Origin of the sequence: Actinomadura violacea (assembly GCF_017573465.1) — a bacterium.
Taxonomy (GTDB): domain Bacteria; phylum Actinomycetota; class Actinomycetes; order Streptosporangiales; family Streptosporangiaceae; genus Spirillospora; species Spirillospora violacea.
In genome coordinates this window covers 92,233-107,299 of the sequence record NZ_JAGEPF010000006.1, presented here as the reverse complement: position 1 = coordinate 107,299, position 15,067 = coordinate 92,233, and the positions used below count along the sequence as shown (strand labels likewise).

The 15,067-nt window shown below is 74.4% G+C and carries 14 protein-coding genes; 2 read left to right on the top strand and 12 right to left on the bottom strand.

What is annotated here, in order from left to right; translation table 11 throughout:
* Nucleotides 1–9: 9 nt before the first annotated feature.
* The 11 genes from J4709_RS10260 to J4709_RS10210 all read right to left on the bottom strand — a co-directional run bounded on the left by J4709_RS10260 (nt 10) and on the right by J4709_RS10210 (nt 11,539).
* A complete protein-coding gene (locus J4709_RS10260) occupies nt 10–1,176 on the bottom strand; it encodes a cytochrome P450 (protein WP_208239528.1) in 1,167 nt (388 codons plus the stop codon).
* Nucleotides 1,173–2,030 (bottom strand): SAM-dependent methyltransferase, encoded by an 858-nt coding sequence (locus J4709_RS10255; protein ID WP_232383276.1) that lies wholly within the window; start codon nt 2,028–2,030, stop codon nt 1,173–1,175. The genes J4709_RS10260 and J4709_RS10255 overlap by 4 nt, the downstream gene beginning before the upstream one ends.
* Nucleotides 2,031–2,155: 125 nt before the next feature.
* Nucleotides 2,156–2,749, bottom strand: a complete 594-nt coding sequence (gene leuD / locus J4709_RS10250; protein WP_208239526.1) for a 3-isopropylmalate dehydratase small subunit — start codon at nt 2,747–2,749, stop codon at nt 2,156–2,158.
* Nucleotides 2,749–4,143: a 3-isopropylmalate dehydratase large subunit gene (gene leuC / locus J4709_RS10245; RefSeq protein ID WP_208239524.1), complete on the bottom strand. Its 1,395-nt coding sequence runs from the start codon at nt 4,141–4,143 to the stop codon at nt 2,749–2,751. Before leuC ends, leuD begins: the two co-directional genes overlap by 1 nt.
* Nucleotides 4,140–5,096, bottom strand: a complete 957-nt coding sequence (locus tag J4709_RS10240; protein WP_307801123.1) for an NAD(P)-dependent oxidoreductase — start codon at nt 5,094–5,096, stop codon at nt 4,140–4,142. The genes leuC and J4709_RS10240 overlap by 4 nt, the downstream gene beginning before the upstream one ends.
* Nucleotides 5,093–6,370 carry a phosphopyruvate hydratase gene (gene eno, locus J4709_RS10235; protein ID WP_208239522.1) on the bottom strand — a complete coding sequence of 426 codons (1,278 nt, stop codon included), beginning with the start codon at nt 6,368–6,370 and terminating at the stop codon, nt 5,093–5,095. Before eno ends, J4709_RS10240 begins: the two co-directional genes overlap by 4 nt.
* Entirely contained in the window at nt 6,367–7,374 is a 1,008-nt protein-coding gene (locus J4709_RS10230) for a phosphotransferase family protein (protein ID WP_208239520.1), read from the bottom strand. Before J4709_RS10230 ends, eno begins: the two co-directional genes overlap by 4 nt.
* The gene (locus J4709_RS10225) at nt 7,371–8,486 is read right to left on the bottom strand and encodes an alpha/beta hydrolase (protein WP_208239518.1); all 1,116 of its coding nucleotides are present in this window, start codon (nt 8,484–8,486) and stop codon (nt 7,371–7,373) included. Before J4709_RS10225 ends, J4709_RS10230 begins: the two co-directional genes overlap by 4 nt.
* On the bottom strand, nt 8,483–9,280 hold the full coding sequence (locus J4709_RS10220) for an HpcH/HpaI aldolase family protein (protein WP_208239516.1): 798 nt from the start codon (nt 9,278–9,280) through the stop codon (nt 8,483–8,485). Before J4709_RS10220 ends, J4709_RS10225 begins: the two co-directional genes overlap by 4 nt.
* A complete protein-coding gene (locus J4709_RS10215; RefSeq protein ID WP_208239514.1) occupies nt 9,277–10,824 on the bottom strand; it encodes a long-chain-fatty-acid--CoA ligase in 1,548 nt (515 codons plus the stop codon). The genes J4709_RS10220 and J4709_RS10215 overlap by 4 nt, the downstream gene beginning before the upstream one ends.
* Before the next feature lie 85 nt (nt 10,825–10,909).
* Nucleotides 10,910–11,539 carry a TetR/AcrR family transcriptional regulator gene (locus J4709_RS10210; RefSeq protein WP_208239512.1) on the bottom strand — a complete coding sequence of 210 codons (630 nt, stop codon included), beginning with the start codon at nt 11,537–11,539 and terminating at the stop codon, nt 10,910–10,912.
* 146 nt (nt 11,540–11,685) lie between these two features.
* On the opposite strand from J4709_RS10210, the gene J4709_RS10205 reads away from it, so the two are divergent.
* Nucleotides 11,686–12,264 (top strand): VOC family protein, encoded by a 579-nt coding sequence (locus tag J4709_RS10205; RefSeq protein WP_208239511.1) that lies wholly within the window; start codon nt 11,686–11,688, stop codon nt 12,262–12,264.
* A gap of 13 nt (nt 12,265–12,277) precedes the next feature.
* A complete protein-coding gene (locus J4709_RS10200) occupies nt 12,278–13,798 on the top strand; it encodes a class I adenylate-forming enzyme family protein (protein WP_208239509.1) in 1,521 nt (506 codons plus the stop codon).
* Between the two features lie 14 nt (nt 13,799–13,812).
* Here J4709_RS10200 and J4709_RS10195 read toward each other — a convergent pair whose 3' ends face one another.
* Nucleotides 13,813–14,985: an FAD-dependent oxidoreductase gene (locus J4709_RS10195; RefSeq protein WP_208239507.1), complete on the bottom strand. Its 1,173-nt coding sequence runs from the start codon at nt 14,983–14,985 to the stop codon at nt 13,813–13,815.
* Between the last annotated feature and the right edge of the window lie 82 nt (nt 14,986–15,067).

The window sequence follows — 15,067 nt, the reverse complement described above, 5'->3', positions numbered from 1 at the left end:
GCGGTTCGGTCAGGCCGTCCAGGTGAGGGGCAGGGTGTCCAGGCCGAGGATGAGGCTGGCGTGCTCGGTGGGCGTGGCGCCGTCCGCGATCCGGTAGTCGGGGACGCGCCGGTGCCACTCCTCCAGCGCGACGCGCAGTTCCAGGCGGGCCAGGTGGGAGCCGAGGCAGCGGTGCGGCCCGGCGCCGAAGGCGATGTGCCGGTTCTGCTCGCGGTCGAAGTCGACGGTCCGCGGGTCGGGGAACGCGCGGGGGTCGCGGTTGGCCATGGCCAGCGGCAGCATCACCATCTCGCCGGCCTTCATCGGGCAGCCGTGCACCTCGGTGTCGGCCTTGAGCCTGCGGGCGGGCAGCACCGGTGAGTAGACGCGCAGCAGCTCCTCGACGGCGTCGGGCACGATGCTCGGGTCCGCCGCGATCCGGGCCCGGTCGGCGTCGTGGCGGGCCAGGTGCCAGAACGAGTACGACAGCTGCGCCGTGACGGTGTCCAGCCCGGCGAGGAACAGCAGGGTGCACAGCTGCAGCAGTTCGTCGTCGGTGACGGGCCTGCCGTCCGGCTCGAAGGCGAGCGCGGCGCTGACGACGTCGTCGCGCGGGTCCCGGCGCCGCTCGGCGATCAGCTCCTGGAACAGCGCCGCCACCCTGCCCATCGCCTCGGCGCGCCCGGACCCCGCCGACGGCGCGTGCAGGATCGCGTACTCCCACTCCAGGAACTCCTCGAGCCTGCCGACCGGCAGCCCCATGAACTCCAGGAAGACGGCCGAGGGGAAGCGGCGGGCGAAGTCCTCGACGAAGTCGCACGAGCCGCGCGCGGCGAGGTCGTCGACCAGCTCGGCGCACCGCCGCCGGACGGCGCCCTCCATCGCGGCGGCGCGGGCCGGGGTGAACAGCGGGCGCAGCAGCCGCCGCCACATGGTGTGCTCGGGCGGGTCCAGCATGACCGGGATCCACCGGTAGCGGGGGTTCGGGTCGATGACGGCGACGGCCCGGCTGGAGTGGACCGCGGTGTCCTGGTAGGCGGCGAGGATGTCGGCGTGCCTGGTCAGGACCCAGAATCCCTGCTGGGCCGGGGTGTGGAAGGCGGGGCACCGCTCGCGGAGGCCGTCCAGCATCGGGTGGGTGGTCCCGGCCGGGCGGGGGTCGCCGAACGGGTCGAAGTCGATTCGCGGGTGGCTCATCGGTCCTCTCCCTTGCGCGCGACGCCGCACAGGTAGAACCCGGGCCCGTCGTCGTGCCCGCCGGGCAGCGGGATCGGCGCCGGGGACGCCGCCGGCCCGTCCGGCCGCCAGTCCGGCAGGTCGACCAGCCCGGGCTCCAGCAGGTCCAGCCCGCCGAACATCTCGGTGATCTGGGCGCGGTCGCGGAACGTCATCGCCGTGTTGGCCTTCGTCTCGCCGTAGACGCGGGCGCCGCGCAGGGCGACGTCCAACTGGTCGGGCCCGGACGTCGGCAGCGCGATGTGGGAGACGGCGACGTGGCTGCCGGGCGCCAGCGCCCGGCACCAGGTCGCGACCGCGTCCTTCAGCACGGCGTCGTCGGAGACGCAGTGCGCCACCGAGATCAGCAGTAGCCCCACCGGCCGGTCCAGGTCGATCAGCCCGCGCAGCCGCGGCTCGGCCAGCAGCTCGTCGGGCCGCACCAGGTCGCCTTGGACGGCGACGGTGTCGTCGTCGGTCGCCAGGAGCGCCCGCGCGTGCGCCAGCACCACGGGGTCGTTGTCGACGTACACGACTTTGGCGTCGTCGCGGGCCGACTGCGCGACCTGGTGCACATTCCCTTGGGTGGGCAGCCCGCAGCCGATGTCGACGAACTGGCCGATATCGGCGTCCTGCGCCATGTACCGAACGGCCCGCCGCAGAAAGGCGCGGTTGGCGCGCGCTATCGCCGGCGTCCGCGGCGCCACCGCCAGCACCTTCTCCGCCGCTTCGCGATCGGCCGGATAATTGTCCTTGCCGCCCAGATAGAAGTCGTACATCCGCGCGACATTGGGTTGGCGGACGTCGATCTCGGCAGGCGCGTGCTCCGGTGTCAAGGATTCTCCCTCGCCACGGGCGGCCCCGGCGACCGCACGTGGCGATCATAAGTTTCCCGGCGGTATCCGGCTCGCATTCCTCTTTTCGGGCGTCCTCAATTCCCGCCCGTTATTGCCGGCGCGGTTCAGGGGCGGCCGGTGGGCATCCAGGGCGGGCGGGTGCGCTCGTGCGCGGCGATCGCGTCGCTCCTCGCCAGCGTCAGGTCGATCTCGTCGAGGCCGTGGACGAGCCGGTGGTGCGCCGACTCGTCCAGCGCGAAGGGCGCCTCGCCGATCGCCGCGCAGCGGACGAGCCGTCCGGCGACGTCGACGGTGATCTCGGTGGCGGGGTCGGCCGTCACCGCCGCGAGCAGCGCGGCCACCACGTCCGGCGCGGCCTGCACCGGGACGAGGCCGCTGTTCGGCAGGTTGCCGCGGAAGATGTCGGCGAAGCTCGGCGCGACGACCGCGCGGAAACCGTAGTCGCGCAGCGCCCACGGCGCGTGCTCGCGGGACGAGCCGCACCCGAAGTTCGGCCCGCTGACCAGGATCGACGCACCGGCGTACGCAGGATCGTTCAGCACGAACCCCGGGTCGCGGCGCCACTTCTCGAACAGCCCGCCGGCGTAGCCGGTGCGCTCGACGCGCTTCATCCAGCGGGCCGGGATGATCTGGTCGGTGTCGACGTCGGACCGGTCGAGCGGGACGGCGCGTCCGGTGACGCGGGTGACGGGGTCCATCAGTCCTCCAGGTCGGCGGCGCTCGCGAGGTGCCCGAGGACGGCCGACGCCGCGGCGGACTCCGGCGAGACGAGGTGCGTGCGGGCGCCCGGCCCCTGGCGGCTCTCGAAGTTGCGGTTGGACGTGGACGCGCTGTGCGCACCGGGCTCGACGACGTCGCCGTTCATCCCGACGCACATCGAGCAGCCCGACGAGCGCCACTCGAACCCGGCGGCGCGGAACACCTCGTCCAGGCCCTCCTCCTCGGCCTGCCGCTTCACCCGGGTGGAGCCGGGGACGGCGAGGGCCCGCACGGACGGCGCGACGCGGCGCCCGCGCAGCACCTCGGCGGCGGCGCGCAGGTCGGTGAGGCGCCCGTTGGTGCAGGACCCGAGGAAGACGGTCGAGACCGCGATGTCGCGGAGGGCGGTGCCGGGGGCGATGTCCATGTAGGCGAGGGCGCGTTCGGCGGCGGCGCGCTCGGCGGGGTCGGCGAACGACGCCGGGTCGGGGACGGTGCCGTCGATGCCGGTCGTCTGGCCCGGGTTGGTGCCCCAGCTCGCCTGCGGGCCGATGGCCGCCGCGTCGATGACGGCCTCGCGGTCGAAGTCGGCGGCGTCGTCGGTGCGCAGGGTGCGCCAGTCGTCGAGGGCCCGTTCCCAGAGGCGTCCGCGCGGGGAGCGCTCGCGGCCCTCCAGGTAGCCGAACGTGGTGTCGTCGGGGGCGATCATGCCGCTGCGCGCGCCGGACTCGATGGCCATGTTGCACACGGTCATGCGGCCCTCCATCGGCAGCGCGGCGATCGCGTCGCCGCGGTACTCGATGAGGGCGCCGGTGCCGCCGGCGGTGCCGATCCGGGCGATGACCGCGAGCGCGAGGTCCTTGGCGGACGTTCCGGGACGCGGCGTCCCGCGCAACGTGACCGCCATGGTCCGGGGCCGCGGCATGCGGAGCGTCTGGGTGGCGAGGACGTGCTCGACCTGGCTCGTCCCGATGCCGAACGCGACGGCGCCGAACGCGCCGAGGGTGGCGGTGTGGCTGTCGCCGCAGACGATCGTCATGCCGGGCTGGGTGAGGCCGAGCTCCGGGCCGATGACGTGCACGACGCCCTGGCCGGGCGAACCGAGCGGGTGCAGCTCGATGCCGTGCCGGGCGCAGTTCTCCTGCTGGATGCGCAGCTGCCGGGCGGCGAGGCCGTCGAGCAGGGACAGCGGGTCGGGCCCGGTGGGGACGTTGTGGTCGGCGGTCGCGACGGCGAGGTCGGGCCGCCGGACGGGCCGTCCCGCGAGCCGCAGCCCCTCGAACGCCTGCGGCGAGGTCAGCTCGTGCAGCAGGTGCATGTCGATGTAGAGGAGGTCGGCGTCGCCGCGTTCGATGACGTGGCGGTCCCAGACCTTGTCGGCGAGCGTTGTCATGGTTCCGCTCCCTGGACGACGTTCTCCAGTGTCTCCCCGGACGCGAGGCGGCGGGCATTGGCGGCTGCGATGGCGATGCAGCGCTCCAGGGTCTCGCCGGTCAGCCACGCGACGTGCGGCTGCACGACGACGTTGTCCAGCGCCAGCAGCGGGTTCGCCGGATCGACGGGCTCGGACGCGAACACGTCGAGCCCGGCCGCGCCCAGCCGGCCGGTGCGCAGCGCCTCGACCAGCGCCGGTTCGTCGACGACGCCGCCGCGCGAGGTGTTGACGAGGATCGCGCCCGGCTTCATCGCGGCGAGCCGGCCGGCGTCGATGAGCCGTTCGGTGGCCGGGGTGAGCGGCAGGTGCAGCGAGACGATGTCGGACGCGGCGAGCAGCTCGTCCAGCGGCCGCCACGACGGGTCGTCGGGCGTGCCGGACGGGCTGTGCCACAGCACGGTCGCGCCGAGCGCGGTGAGCGGCGCCTCCAGCCGCCGGGCGATCGCGCCGTGCCCGACGAGCCCGACGACGCGTCCGCCGATCTCGCCGACGCGGTCGGACAGCGCGGTGTCGAGCGGCCAGCCGTGCCCGGCGCGGGTGGCCGCGTCCAGGGGGACGACGCGGCGCAGCGCGGCGAGCATCAGCGTCAGCGCGGCCTCGGCGACGGCGGGCGCGTTCGCGCCGACCATGTTCGCCACGGTCACGCCCCGCGCGCGCGCCGCGTCCAGGTCGATGGTGTTCACGCCCGAGCCGAGCTTCTGGATCAGCTTGAGGCCGGGGGCGCGGCCCAGGTCGTCCGCGGTGATCGGCCGCAGGACGTGCCACAGCACGTCGGCCGCGGGCAGCAGCGCGGCGAACCGCTCCTCGTCGTCCTCGGCGCACCAGTGCACGTCGAGCCCGTCGAGGAGCGGTTCCAGCCGGGCGCGCATCGGCGCGGAGGGCGCGAGGTGGCAGAGGACCTGGGGTGTCACAGTGCGGGCCCGAGTCCGGCGTTTCCGGCGTAGCGGGCGGCGTCGCCGAGCTCCTCCTCGACGCGCAGCATCTCGTTCCACTTCGCGGTGCGCTCGCCGCGCGCGGACGACCCGACCTTGAAGCCGCCGCTGCCCCAGCCGACCGCGAGGTGGACGATCGTGACGTCCTCGGTCTCGCCGGACCGGGCCGACACGATCGCGCCGAGACCGCTCTCGGCGGCGGCGTCCAGCGCGGCGCGCGCGCGGGTGAGCGTGCCCGCCTGGTTCGGCTTGACCAGCACGGTGTTGGCGGTGCGCTGCGCGGCGGCGGCCCGCACCCGCTCGGCGTCGGTGACCAGGAAGTCGTCGCCGACGATCTGGATCCGGTCCCCGGCCGCCTTGGTGATCAGCGCCATGCCGTCGGGGTCGTCCTCGGCGAACGGGTCCTCGACCGACACGATCGGGAACCTGTCGAGCCAGCCGAGCAGCACCTCGCCCCAGCCGTCCCGGTCGTACTCGCGGCCCTCGCGGGCCAGCCGGTACGTGCCGCCGGACCCGAACTGGGTCGCGGCCACGTCGATCGCGATGCCGACGTCGGCGCCGGGCGTGAGGCCGGCGCCCTCGATCGCGGCGACGAGGGCTTCGAGGGCCTCGGCGTTGGAGTCGAACGCGGGCCACCAGCCGCCCTCGTCGGCGGTCCCGGCGAGCCGTCCGCGCTCGTCCAGCCAGCGGCCCGCGCTGCGGTGGATCTCGGCGGCCCAGTCCAGCGCCTGCGCGAACGAGCCCGCGGCGAGCGGGACGACCAGCAGGTCCTGGATGTCCAGGCGGCCGTGCGCGTGCGCGCCGCCGCCGAACACCTGGATCTCCGGCAGCGGCAGCCGCGTCGCCGCCGGGTCGAGGTGCCGCCACAGCGGCACGCCCCGGGACGCGGCGGCCGCGTGCGCGACGGCCATCGAGGTCGCGACCGCCGCGTTGCCGCCGAGCCGCGAGAAGCCGGGCGTGCCGTCGAGCTCCTCCAGGCGGTGGTCGATGGCGGCCTGGTCGGTGACGTCCATGCCGGTGAGGGCGTCGGCGATGTCGGCGTTGACGGCCGCGACCGCGCGGGTCACGTCGTGCCCGCCGAACGCGTCGCCGCCGTCGCGCAGGTCGACGGCCTCGCCGGAGCCGGTGGACGCGCCGGCGGGGGCGAGGGCCCGTCCGGTACCGGCGGCGGTGCGCACGACGACCTCGACGGTGGGCCGGGCGCGCGAGTCCCAGCGGCGGTGGCCGGTGACGGACGTGATCTCGGTGCTCATGCGTGTACTCCGGAGGTGAGGTCGAGCCAGCGGGCGGTGAGGTCGGCGAACCCGTCCGGCGGGCGCTCGACCAGGTCCGCGGCGGCGTGCCGGACGGTCCGGCGGCCGTCCTCGTCGAGGTACTCGACCGGGGACAGGCCGTCGACGCGGGCGAGGGCCAGCGCGGGCAGCAGCCGCGCCGCCCGCGTCTCCAGGCCCGCGGCCGGCTCCCAGCCGGCGCCGCCGAGATAGGCGGCGGCCAGCGCGCGCGCCGCCTCGATGTAGCGGTCGCGGCCGTCCGGCAGCCAGACGGCCTTGAGCAGCAGGTGGTTCGCGCAGAACGCCAGGTCGAACGCGGGGTCGCCGGGGCTCGCGCACTCGGCGTCCAGCAGCACGGGCCCGTCCGGGCCGATCAGGATGTTCTTCGGGCTGACGTCCCCGTGGATCACCGTGATCGCGGCGGTCGCGAGCCCCTCGGCCAGCGCCTCGAACCGCGGCGCGAGCCGGGGGTGCGCCCGCGCCGTCGCGGTCAGGTACGGGTCGATCCGCAGCGTCGCGAACAGCTCCCGCGCGGGCTCCCACTCGTCCAGCGGGCCGTGCGCGGCGCCGGAGTGCAGGACGGCGAGCCGCCGCCCGACCTCCGCCGCGGTGGCGGCGTCCACGTCGCCGGCCGCGAGCCGCTCCTTCCACACCCTGTGGACGGACGGGTCGAGCCATTCGAGGACGAGCACATGGCCGTCCGCGTCGTAGCCGAGCGGGCGGCACGCCGCGCCGGGCGCCAGCCCGGCGGCGAGCGCCAGCCAGCGCGCCTCCCACCCGGACCGCTCGGTCGGCGCCCGCCAGTCGCCCGCCACCTTCAGCCGCGGCAGCGCCCGCTTCGCGCAGACGGGCCCGTCCGGCAGGTCGACCCGCCACACGTCCGAGGAGACGCCGCCGGTCAGCGGCTCGCCGCGGACCGGCTCCGGGCCGGCGAGGCCGAGCCGCCGCAGCCCGGCGGCGATCTCCGCGGGGACGTCCGCGGTCATCGGAAGCGCTTGCCGAGCCAGCCGGCGATCAGGTCGGCGAGCTCGTCGCGCGCGCCGTCGGGCGTCAGGAAGTAGTGGTCGCCGGACAGGTCGTGGCGCTCCTTGTCCGGCGCGGCCAGCGCGTCGTACATCGCGGCGGCGTCGCTCGGGAACACGCCGGTGTCGGCGTCGGCGTTGACGACCAGCGACGGCACGGTGATCCGCGCGAGGTGCGGGTGCGCGCGGGTCTGCGAGTCGTCCAGGCTCCACAGGCTCAGCCAGGTGCGCAGCGTGCAGGCGGCGGCGATGCCGAACACCGACCGGTTCGCGCGCTCCGGCTTGCCCGGGTAGCAGCTGTTCGGGCGCCGGTTCGTCGGCTCGATGGTCGGGTCGACCATGCGCGGGTCGGCCCACGTCCGGAACACGCTGAACGGGCGGTCGTGGTAGCCGGCGGCGGACAGCCGGGCCAGCTCGTCCTTCACCCACGCGGTGATGCGCCGGTTCCGGGCCTCCTGCGCGGCGCGGTACCGGGCGAGGAACTCGGGGCTGTAGGGCGGGCCGTTCTCCGGGTTGAACAGGTCGAGGGACGGGTCGGTCGCGACCGGGTCGGACTCGTCGGTGACCGAGCCGTCCATCCAGGACGTGAGCACGTCGGGGCGGCCGAGGTGCGCGGCGACGGAGATGTAGGCGTCGCCCGCGGGCAGGTCGTCGACGCCGGCGGCGAGGCGCAGGCCCGGCAGCGTCGTGACGTTCGGCTCGACGGCCTGCGACTGGTACGCGGCCATCAGCGAGCCGCCGCCGGAGTTGCCGAGCAGCACGACGGTCTCGGCGCCCGCGACCTCGCGCAGCCACCGCACGCCCACACCGATGTCGACGAGCGCGTGGTCCAGCAGGAAGTGGCTCTCGTCGCCGCGGAACCGGGTGTTCCAGCCGAGGAAGCCGAAGCCGCGCTCGGCCAGGTAGTCGGCGAGGTAGTGCTCGGAGAAGTCGATCTGGTAGTGCGTCGCGATGAAGGCGATCTTCGGCTTCGTCCCGGCGCGCCGGTGGTAGAGGCCCTGGCAGGGGTGGCCGCCCGCGCCGGCCCGGCCGATCACCGGGGAGGGGAGGCCCACGAAGGTGCGTTCGATCGTCATGCTGCTCCATCCGTTCGTGCGGTGCGCCGTGCGGTGGCCGCGTCCAGGGTCCGGCGGAAGTCGCGCGCGCCGGCCGTGATCCAGGCGTCGTAGGAGGTGTAGAGGAACCGGGCGCCGAGGCCGACGAACCGGTCGATCTGGTCGCCGGGGCACAGCGTGCCGGGCGCCGCCGCGCCGACCGCCGCGATCCTGGCGAGCGTGGCGTCGATGGCGCCCGCGACCTCGGGGTGGTCCGGGCGGCCCTGGTGCCCCATCGCCTGCGCGAGGTCGTTCGGCGCGACGAACACGACGTCGATGCCGGGCACCGCGGCGATCTCCTCCGCGTTCCCGAGCGCGTCCGGGTCTTCGAGCTGGACGACGAGGACGGTCTGGTCGTTCTCCTCGTCCAGGAACCCGGGACGGCCATAGGAGCGGCGCCCACGCGACACCCCGCGCGCGCCCTGCGGCGCGAACTTGGCGGCCGCGACGAGCCGCCGCGCCTCGTCGGCGGTGCTCACCTGCGGGACGACGATGCCGTGCACGCCGAGGGTCAGCGCGCGCGCCACCAGCGACGGTTCCAGCGTCCGCACCCGGTACATGGCGGCCATGTCCCACAGCTCGCACGCCCGGGTGAGGTCGCCGATGCGGTCCCAGGTGACCGCGCCGTGCTCGCCTTCCAGCCAGAGCCCGTCGAAGCCGAGCTGCCCGACGAAGTCGGCGGTGTCGGACGAGGCGGAGTGCCCGGCCACGACGACCGCGACCTCCCCGCCGCACAGCGCCCGCTTCACCCTGTTCCCGCGCCCCGGCCCGGTCATCCGACGCTCCTTCCGTGGGCGGGCCAGTAGGCGGCCCGCAGATCGCGCTTGAGGATCTTGCCGCTGGGGTTGCGGGGCAGGTCGTCCACGACGTCGACCGAGGTCGGGCACTTGTAGTGGGCGAGGCGCTCGCGGCAGTAGGCGATCACCTCGTCCGGCGCGGGCGGCCCGCCCCGCGCGACGACGAGGGCCTTCACCGTCTCGCCCCAGCGCTCGTGCGGCACCCCGATGACCGCCGCGTCGGCGATCGCGGGGTGGTTCATCAGCACGTTCTCGACCTCGACCGGGTACACGTTCTCGCCGCCGGACACGATCATGTCCTTCACCCGGTCGGTGACGAACAGGTAGCCGTCGGCGTCGAGGTAGCCGGCGTCGCCGGTGCGGAACCAGCCGTCCGGGGTCATCGCGGCGTCCTGCTCGGCGGGCCGGTTGCGGTACCCCGCCATCACCATGTCGCTGCGCGTCCAGATCTCGCCGACGTCCCCGGCGGGCAGCGGCTCGCCGGTCGCCGGGTCGCGGACGGACAGCTCGACGCCCTCGACCGCGCGCCCGGCGGAGGCGAGCCGGTGCTCGGGGGCGCCGGGCGCGTGGTCGGCGGGGCCGAGGAACGTGATCGGCCCGCATGTCTCGGTGAGGCCGTAGCCCTGGACGAGGTCGCAGCCGAGCAGCTCGCGGGCCTCGACGAGCACGGCGGGCGCGATCGGCGAGCCGCCGTAGATCAGCGTCCGGAGCCGGGAGAAGTCGATCTCCTGCGCGACCGGGTGGCGGACCAGCATCTGCAGCAGCGCGGGTACGACCAGCGCGTGCGTCACCCGCTCCGACTCCAGCAGCCGCAGCACGTCGGCGGGCACGATGTCGCGGACGTACAGGGCGTGCGCACCGACGCCGAGGCACAGGAACAGCCAGCCGCTGCCGGACACGTGGAAGGTCGGCGCGGGCACGAAGACGGTGTCGCCGGGGCCGATCGTCCAGGGGGCGGGCTTGGCGAGGTTCGCGGCGATGTTCCGGTTGGCGAGCTGCACGCCCTTCGGGCGGCCGGTCGTGCCGGAGGTGTAGAAGAGGAACGCCACGTCGCCGGGCTCGGCGGGAAGCCCCGGGTCGGCGGCGTCGTGGCCGGCGAGCCACGCGTCGAGCGGGACGGCCGCGCCGTCCACCACCACCTGCGGCTCGGCGCCCTCGACGGCCGGAAGGCCGAGCAGCGGCAGGAACTCCGGCTCGCACACGACCGCGACGGGCTCGGCGTCGGCGATCACCTCGGCCGTCTCCGGCCGGGACAGCCGCCAGTTCAGCGGCACCCCCATGGCCCGCACCTTGGACGCCCCGACCAGCGTCACCGCCCAGGTGGTGGCGTCGCGGCCGAGGAAGGCGACGCGGTCGCCGGGCGCGGCGCCGGCGGCGAGCAGCGCGCGGGCGAGGCGGGAGCTCACCGCGTCCAGCTCGGCGAACGTCAGCGAGCGGCCGCCGCCCGTCGACACCGCCGGGGCGTCCGGGCGCGTGCGCGCCCAGTGCCGGACCATCCCCGCCGGAGATCCGTCCGTCCCCATGCGGCCTCCTCTGCAAGATATAAATCTGACGTTGGAATCATGTTAGAAGCGCACGAGGTTTGACAACCCCCCGCCCCCGAGGTCGTCAGCCCTGGTCGTCGGCCCGCCAGTAGATCGCGCGGTACCAGATCTCGCCGAGGGCGCGGATCGCGGCCTCGTCGTCGATGTCGGCGTCCTCACCGGCGCCGGCGAGGCGGTCGTAGCAGAACTGGTTGAGCATCGCGACGATCGCGGCGGCCGTGAGGCCGGGGTCCACGCCGGGGCAGTAGCCCTCCCGCTGCGCGCGGCGGACGCTCTCGGTGATGCTCGCGACGGCGTCGTCGCACAGCTCGCGCCAGTGCCCCGCGAACTCCTCGTTGATCATGGCGAGCTGGAAGACGCCGACCATCTCGGCGAGCCGTTCGCGGTAGGTCATCCAGTGCGCGCGCGCCGACTCCATGACGCGCTCGCGGGGCGGCACGCCGTGCTTGTAGGCGACCACCGCGCGAGCCTTGGCCTCGGCGCGGAAGTCGTCCGCCCAGTGGGCGAGCAGGTCTTCCTTGGAGTCGTAGTAGTTGTAGAACGAGGCGGGCGAGCGGCCGGCCTCCTGCGCTATGTCGGCGACCGTCATCGCGAGGAAGCCCTTGCGGGCGATGATCCGGCGGGCGGCGGCCTCGATGGCGGCGAGCGTCCTGCGCCCGCGCACGGTCGGACGCGTGGTCTGATCCTTCTCCACACCTGAACCTAACACCGGTTTCTCCTCGGGTCGGGACGCTGTGCGCCCCTCCCGGGCGCGTCCCCCGGGCCTTTACAGCCGGGACCGCGCGAGGGAGGATATAAATCTGACGTTAGCATTAGATTACCCGCACCCGAGGAGTGAGCATGAGCGCACCGACCGCCGGCGGCGAGCCGGCCTTCCGCATCCGCGGCTTCAACCACGTCGCGCTGGTCTGCTCGGACATGAAGCGCACCGTGGACTTCTACAGCGGCGTCCTCGGCATGAAGCTGATCAAGACGCTGGACCTGCCGGACGGCATGGGCCAGCACTTCTTCTTCGACGCGGGCAACGGCAACTCGCTGGCGTTCTTCTGGTTCCCGAACTCCCCGGAGGCCAGCCCCGGCGTCGCCGCGCCGGTGACCGTGCCCGGCTTCGGCGAGTGGATCAGCGGCATCGGGTCGCTCAACCACGTCGCGTTCGACGTCCCGCCCGACATGTTCGAGGAGTACCGGGCAAGGCTGAAGGCCAAGGGCGTCAAGGTCGCGCCGATCGTCAACCACGACGACAGCGAGACCCAGGTCGCACGGGAGATGCACCCCGGCGTCTACGTCCGGTCCTTCTACTTCCAGGACCCCGACGGCATCCTGCTGGAGTTCGCGTGTTGGCTGCGCGACTTCACCCCCGAGGACGTCGCGCACGAACCGCGCACCGCCGCCGACCGCGACACGCCCCTCCAGGGCTGACGGGGCACCGGCCGTGCAGAGCTGGATCCACGTCCTCGAATGGCGCGCGTCCGCGCACCGCGACCGGACCGCCGTCCGCGACGACCGCGGCGCCCGCCTCACCTACGGGGAGTTGCTGGACGCGGTGGAGCGGCGCGCGGGCGGCTGGGCCGCGCTCGGGATCGGCGACGGCGACGTCGTCGCGGTCATGGCGCGCAACAGCGCCGACTTCCTCGTCCACGCGCTCGCGCTGATGCGGGCGGGCGCGATCCCCGCGTTCGTGAACTGGCGGCTCGCGGCGCCCGAGCTGGCGCGGCTGTGCGCGCTGCTCACCCCGGTCGCCGCCGTCGCCGACCCCGCGTTCGCCGGCACGGTCGACGCGGCCGCGCCCGGCCTGCGCGCGCGGGTCGCGATCGGGACCGCGGACGGCGGCTGGTTCCCCGACGCCGGCCTCGACGCTCCCCCGCCGCCCCGTCCGACCGAACGGCTGTCCGCGACGGGCGTGTTCGGGCTGATGCACACCAGCGGCACGACCGGCCGCCCGAAGGCGATCCCGCTGGACAACGCCTCGCTGATCCGCAGCCTGTCCGGCTTCGCGATCGAGATCGGCGACCAGGTCCCCGGGTCCCGGCACCTGCAGCTCATGCCGCTGTTCCACCTCGCCGGGTGGGCGCAGGCGATGCAGTGCGTGCTGACGGCCGGGGAGCTGATCGTGCACGGCGCGTTCCAGCCGGACGCCGTCGTCGACGCGATCGAGACCGACCGCGTCGAGTTCTTCACCGCCGGGCCGACGCTCATCGACATGCTGGTCGCCGAGGTGCGGGGCCGCGCCGTCCGGCCCGACCTGTCGTCGCTGCGCGAGATCCAGTACGGGTCCGCGCCGATCACCCCGGCGTCGCTGCGCGCCGCCCTCGACACGCTCGGCTGCCGGTTCCGGCAGATCTACGGCAACACCGAGTGCCAGTCGTTCATCAGCCTGCTGCACCCCGACGACCACGTCCCGGACGGCCCGCACCTGCCGAGCGCCGGGAACGTCACCCTCGGCTGGGAGGTCCGCGTCGTCGCCCCCGACGGGTCGGACGTGCCGCCCGGCGAGCCCGGCGAGCTGCTGATCCGGGGCGACTCGCTGACCAGCGGCTACTGGCGCGACCCGGACGCCACCGCCGCCGCGTTCACCCCGGACGGCTGGTACCGGACGGGCGACGTCGTCCGGATCGACGCCGAGGGCTACCTGTTCGTCGTCGACCGCGCCAAGGACATGATCATCAGCGGCGGGGAGAACATCTTCCCGGCCGAGGTGGAGGCCGCGCTCGCCGAGCATCCCGACGTGGCGGAGGTCGCGGTGATCGGCGTCCCCGACGAGCGCTGGGGCGAGGCCGTCCACGCCGTCGTGGTCCCCGTCCCCGGCGCCGCGCCGTCCGGGCCCGACCTCATCGCCTGGATCCGGACCCGGATCGCGCACTTCAAGTGCCCCCGCACGGTCGAGTTCACCGGCGCGCTCCCCCGCAACGCCACCGGCAAGGTCGTCAAGACCGCACTGCGCGAAGGCCGTTGACGAGGGGTGCCGGGTCAGCGGCGGGCAGGGTCGCTCGCCAGCTCGGACAGGTTCATCGCCATCGTCCGGTGCATCGCCGGGATGAAGTCGAGGGCGCGCAGCGCGGTGTTGCGGATGCCGCGCAGCGGGCCCCCGCCCACCGTGGCGACGCGGGTCATCTTGTGCGTGAACGCGACGACCTCCTCGGCGACCGGGCGGCGCTCGGCCTCGTACTCGTCGAGGACGGCGTCGCCCGCGCCGTCGCGGATCACGGCGGTGAGCCTGGCGGCGAGCGCGAGCGCGTCCTGCACGCCGGTGTTCATGCCCTGGCCCCCGGCCGGGCTGTGCACGTGCGCGGCGTCGCCGGCGAGGAACAGCCGTCCGGCGCGATAGTGCTCGGCGAGCCGGTGGTGCACCCGGAACCGCGAGCTCCACACCAGGTCGGTGACGGTCACCGGATGCGCGCGCGGGCCGCGATCGCGCAGCAGCGCCTGCACGTGCGCGAGGTCGGGCGCCTCGGGCGCGTCGTCGACGGTCGCGACGATGCGGTGCCGGCCCCCGGGCAGCGGCGCCACCACCGTCACGCCTTCGGCGGAGAAGTAGAGCATCACCTCGTTCGGCACGTCGGGCCAGTCCAGGTGGACGTCGGCGAGCACGAACGACTGGGCGTAGGTGTCGCCGGTGAACGCGATCCCGGTCCGGTCGCGGACGACGCTGTGCATGCCGTCGGCGCCGACCGCGTACCGGGCCCGGACCGTCCGGCCGCCCTTCATCGTCGCGATGACCTCGTCGCCGTCCTGCCCGATGTGCTCCAGCTCGTACGGGCGCAGGACGCGTCCGCCGGCCTTCCGGAGCCGGTCGCCGAGCACCTCCTCGGTGACGTTCTGCGGGACGAGCAGCGTGAACGGGTAGTCGGTCGGGAGCGAGCCGAAGTCGACCTTCAGCAGCACCCGGTCGCGCTCGCGGACGGTGAACCGGGGCACGATCACGCCCCGTTCGACCAGCTCGGCGGTGGCGTCGATGTCGCGCAGCACCTCCAGCGTCCGCGCGTGGACGACCGCCGCGCGGGAGGTGTTCGCGCCCTCGGCGGCCTTGTCGATGAGCACGGCGTCGACGCCGGCGCGGGCGAGGGCGGTGGCGAGGGCCAGGCCGACCGGTCCGGCGCCCACGATCAGGACGTCGGCGGCGTCCGGAAGCTCGTCGGGCATGGGGGATCCCCTTCCTGCGAAGACCTCTACAGCCGTAGAGGCGAGCGCCACTCTACACTTGTAGAGCCGAAGGGAGGCCGCT

Bases quoted from the DNA above. Each gene is read 5' to 3' on its own strand.
- J4709_RS10260 (WP_208239528.1), bottom strand. From the start codon at position 1,176: ATGAGCCACCCGCGAATCGACTTCGACCCGTTCGGCGACCCCCGCCCG.
- leuD (WP_208239526.1), bottom strand. From the start codon at position 2,749: ATGGACCCCGTCACCCGCGTCACCGGACGCGCCGTCCCGCTCGACCGG.
- leuC (WP_208239524.1), bottom strand. From the start codon at position 4,143: ATGACAACGCTCGCCGACAAGGTCTGGGACCGCCACGTCATCGAACGC.
- eno (WP_208239522.1), bottom strand. From the start codon at position 6,370: ATGAGCACCGAGATCACGTCCGTCACCGGCCACCGCCGCTGGGACTCG.
- J4709_RS10230 (WP_208239520.1), bottom strand. From the start codon at position 7,374: ATGACCGCGGACGTCCCCGCGGAGATCGCCGCCGGGCTGCGGCGGCTC.
- J4709_RS10225 (WP_208239518.1), bottom strand. From the start codon at position 8,486: ATGACGATCGAACGCACCTTCGTGGGCCTCCCCTCCCCGGTGATCGGC.
- J4709_RS10220 (WP_208239516.1), bottom strand. From the start codon at position 9,280: ATGACCGGGCCGGGGCGCGGGAACAGGGTGAAGCGGGCGCTGTGCGGC.
- J4709_RS10215 (WP_208239514.1), bottom strand. From the start codon at position 10,824: ATGGGGACGGACGGATCTCCGGCGGGGATGGTCCGGCACTGGGCGCGC.
- J4709_RS10205 (WP_208239511.1), top strand. From the start codon at position 11,686: ATGAGCGCACCGACCGCCGGCGGCGAGCCGGCCTTCCGCATCCGCGGC.
- J4709_RS10195 (WP_208239507.1), bottom strand. From the start codon at position 14,985: ATGCCCGACGAGCTTCCGGACGCCGCCGACGTCCTGATCGTGGGCGCC.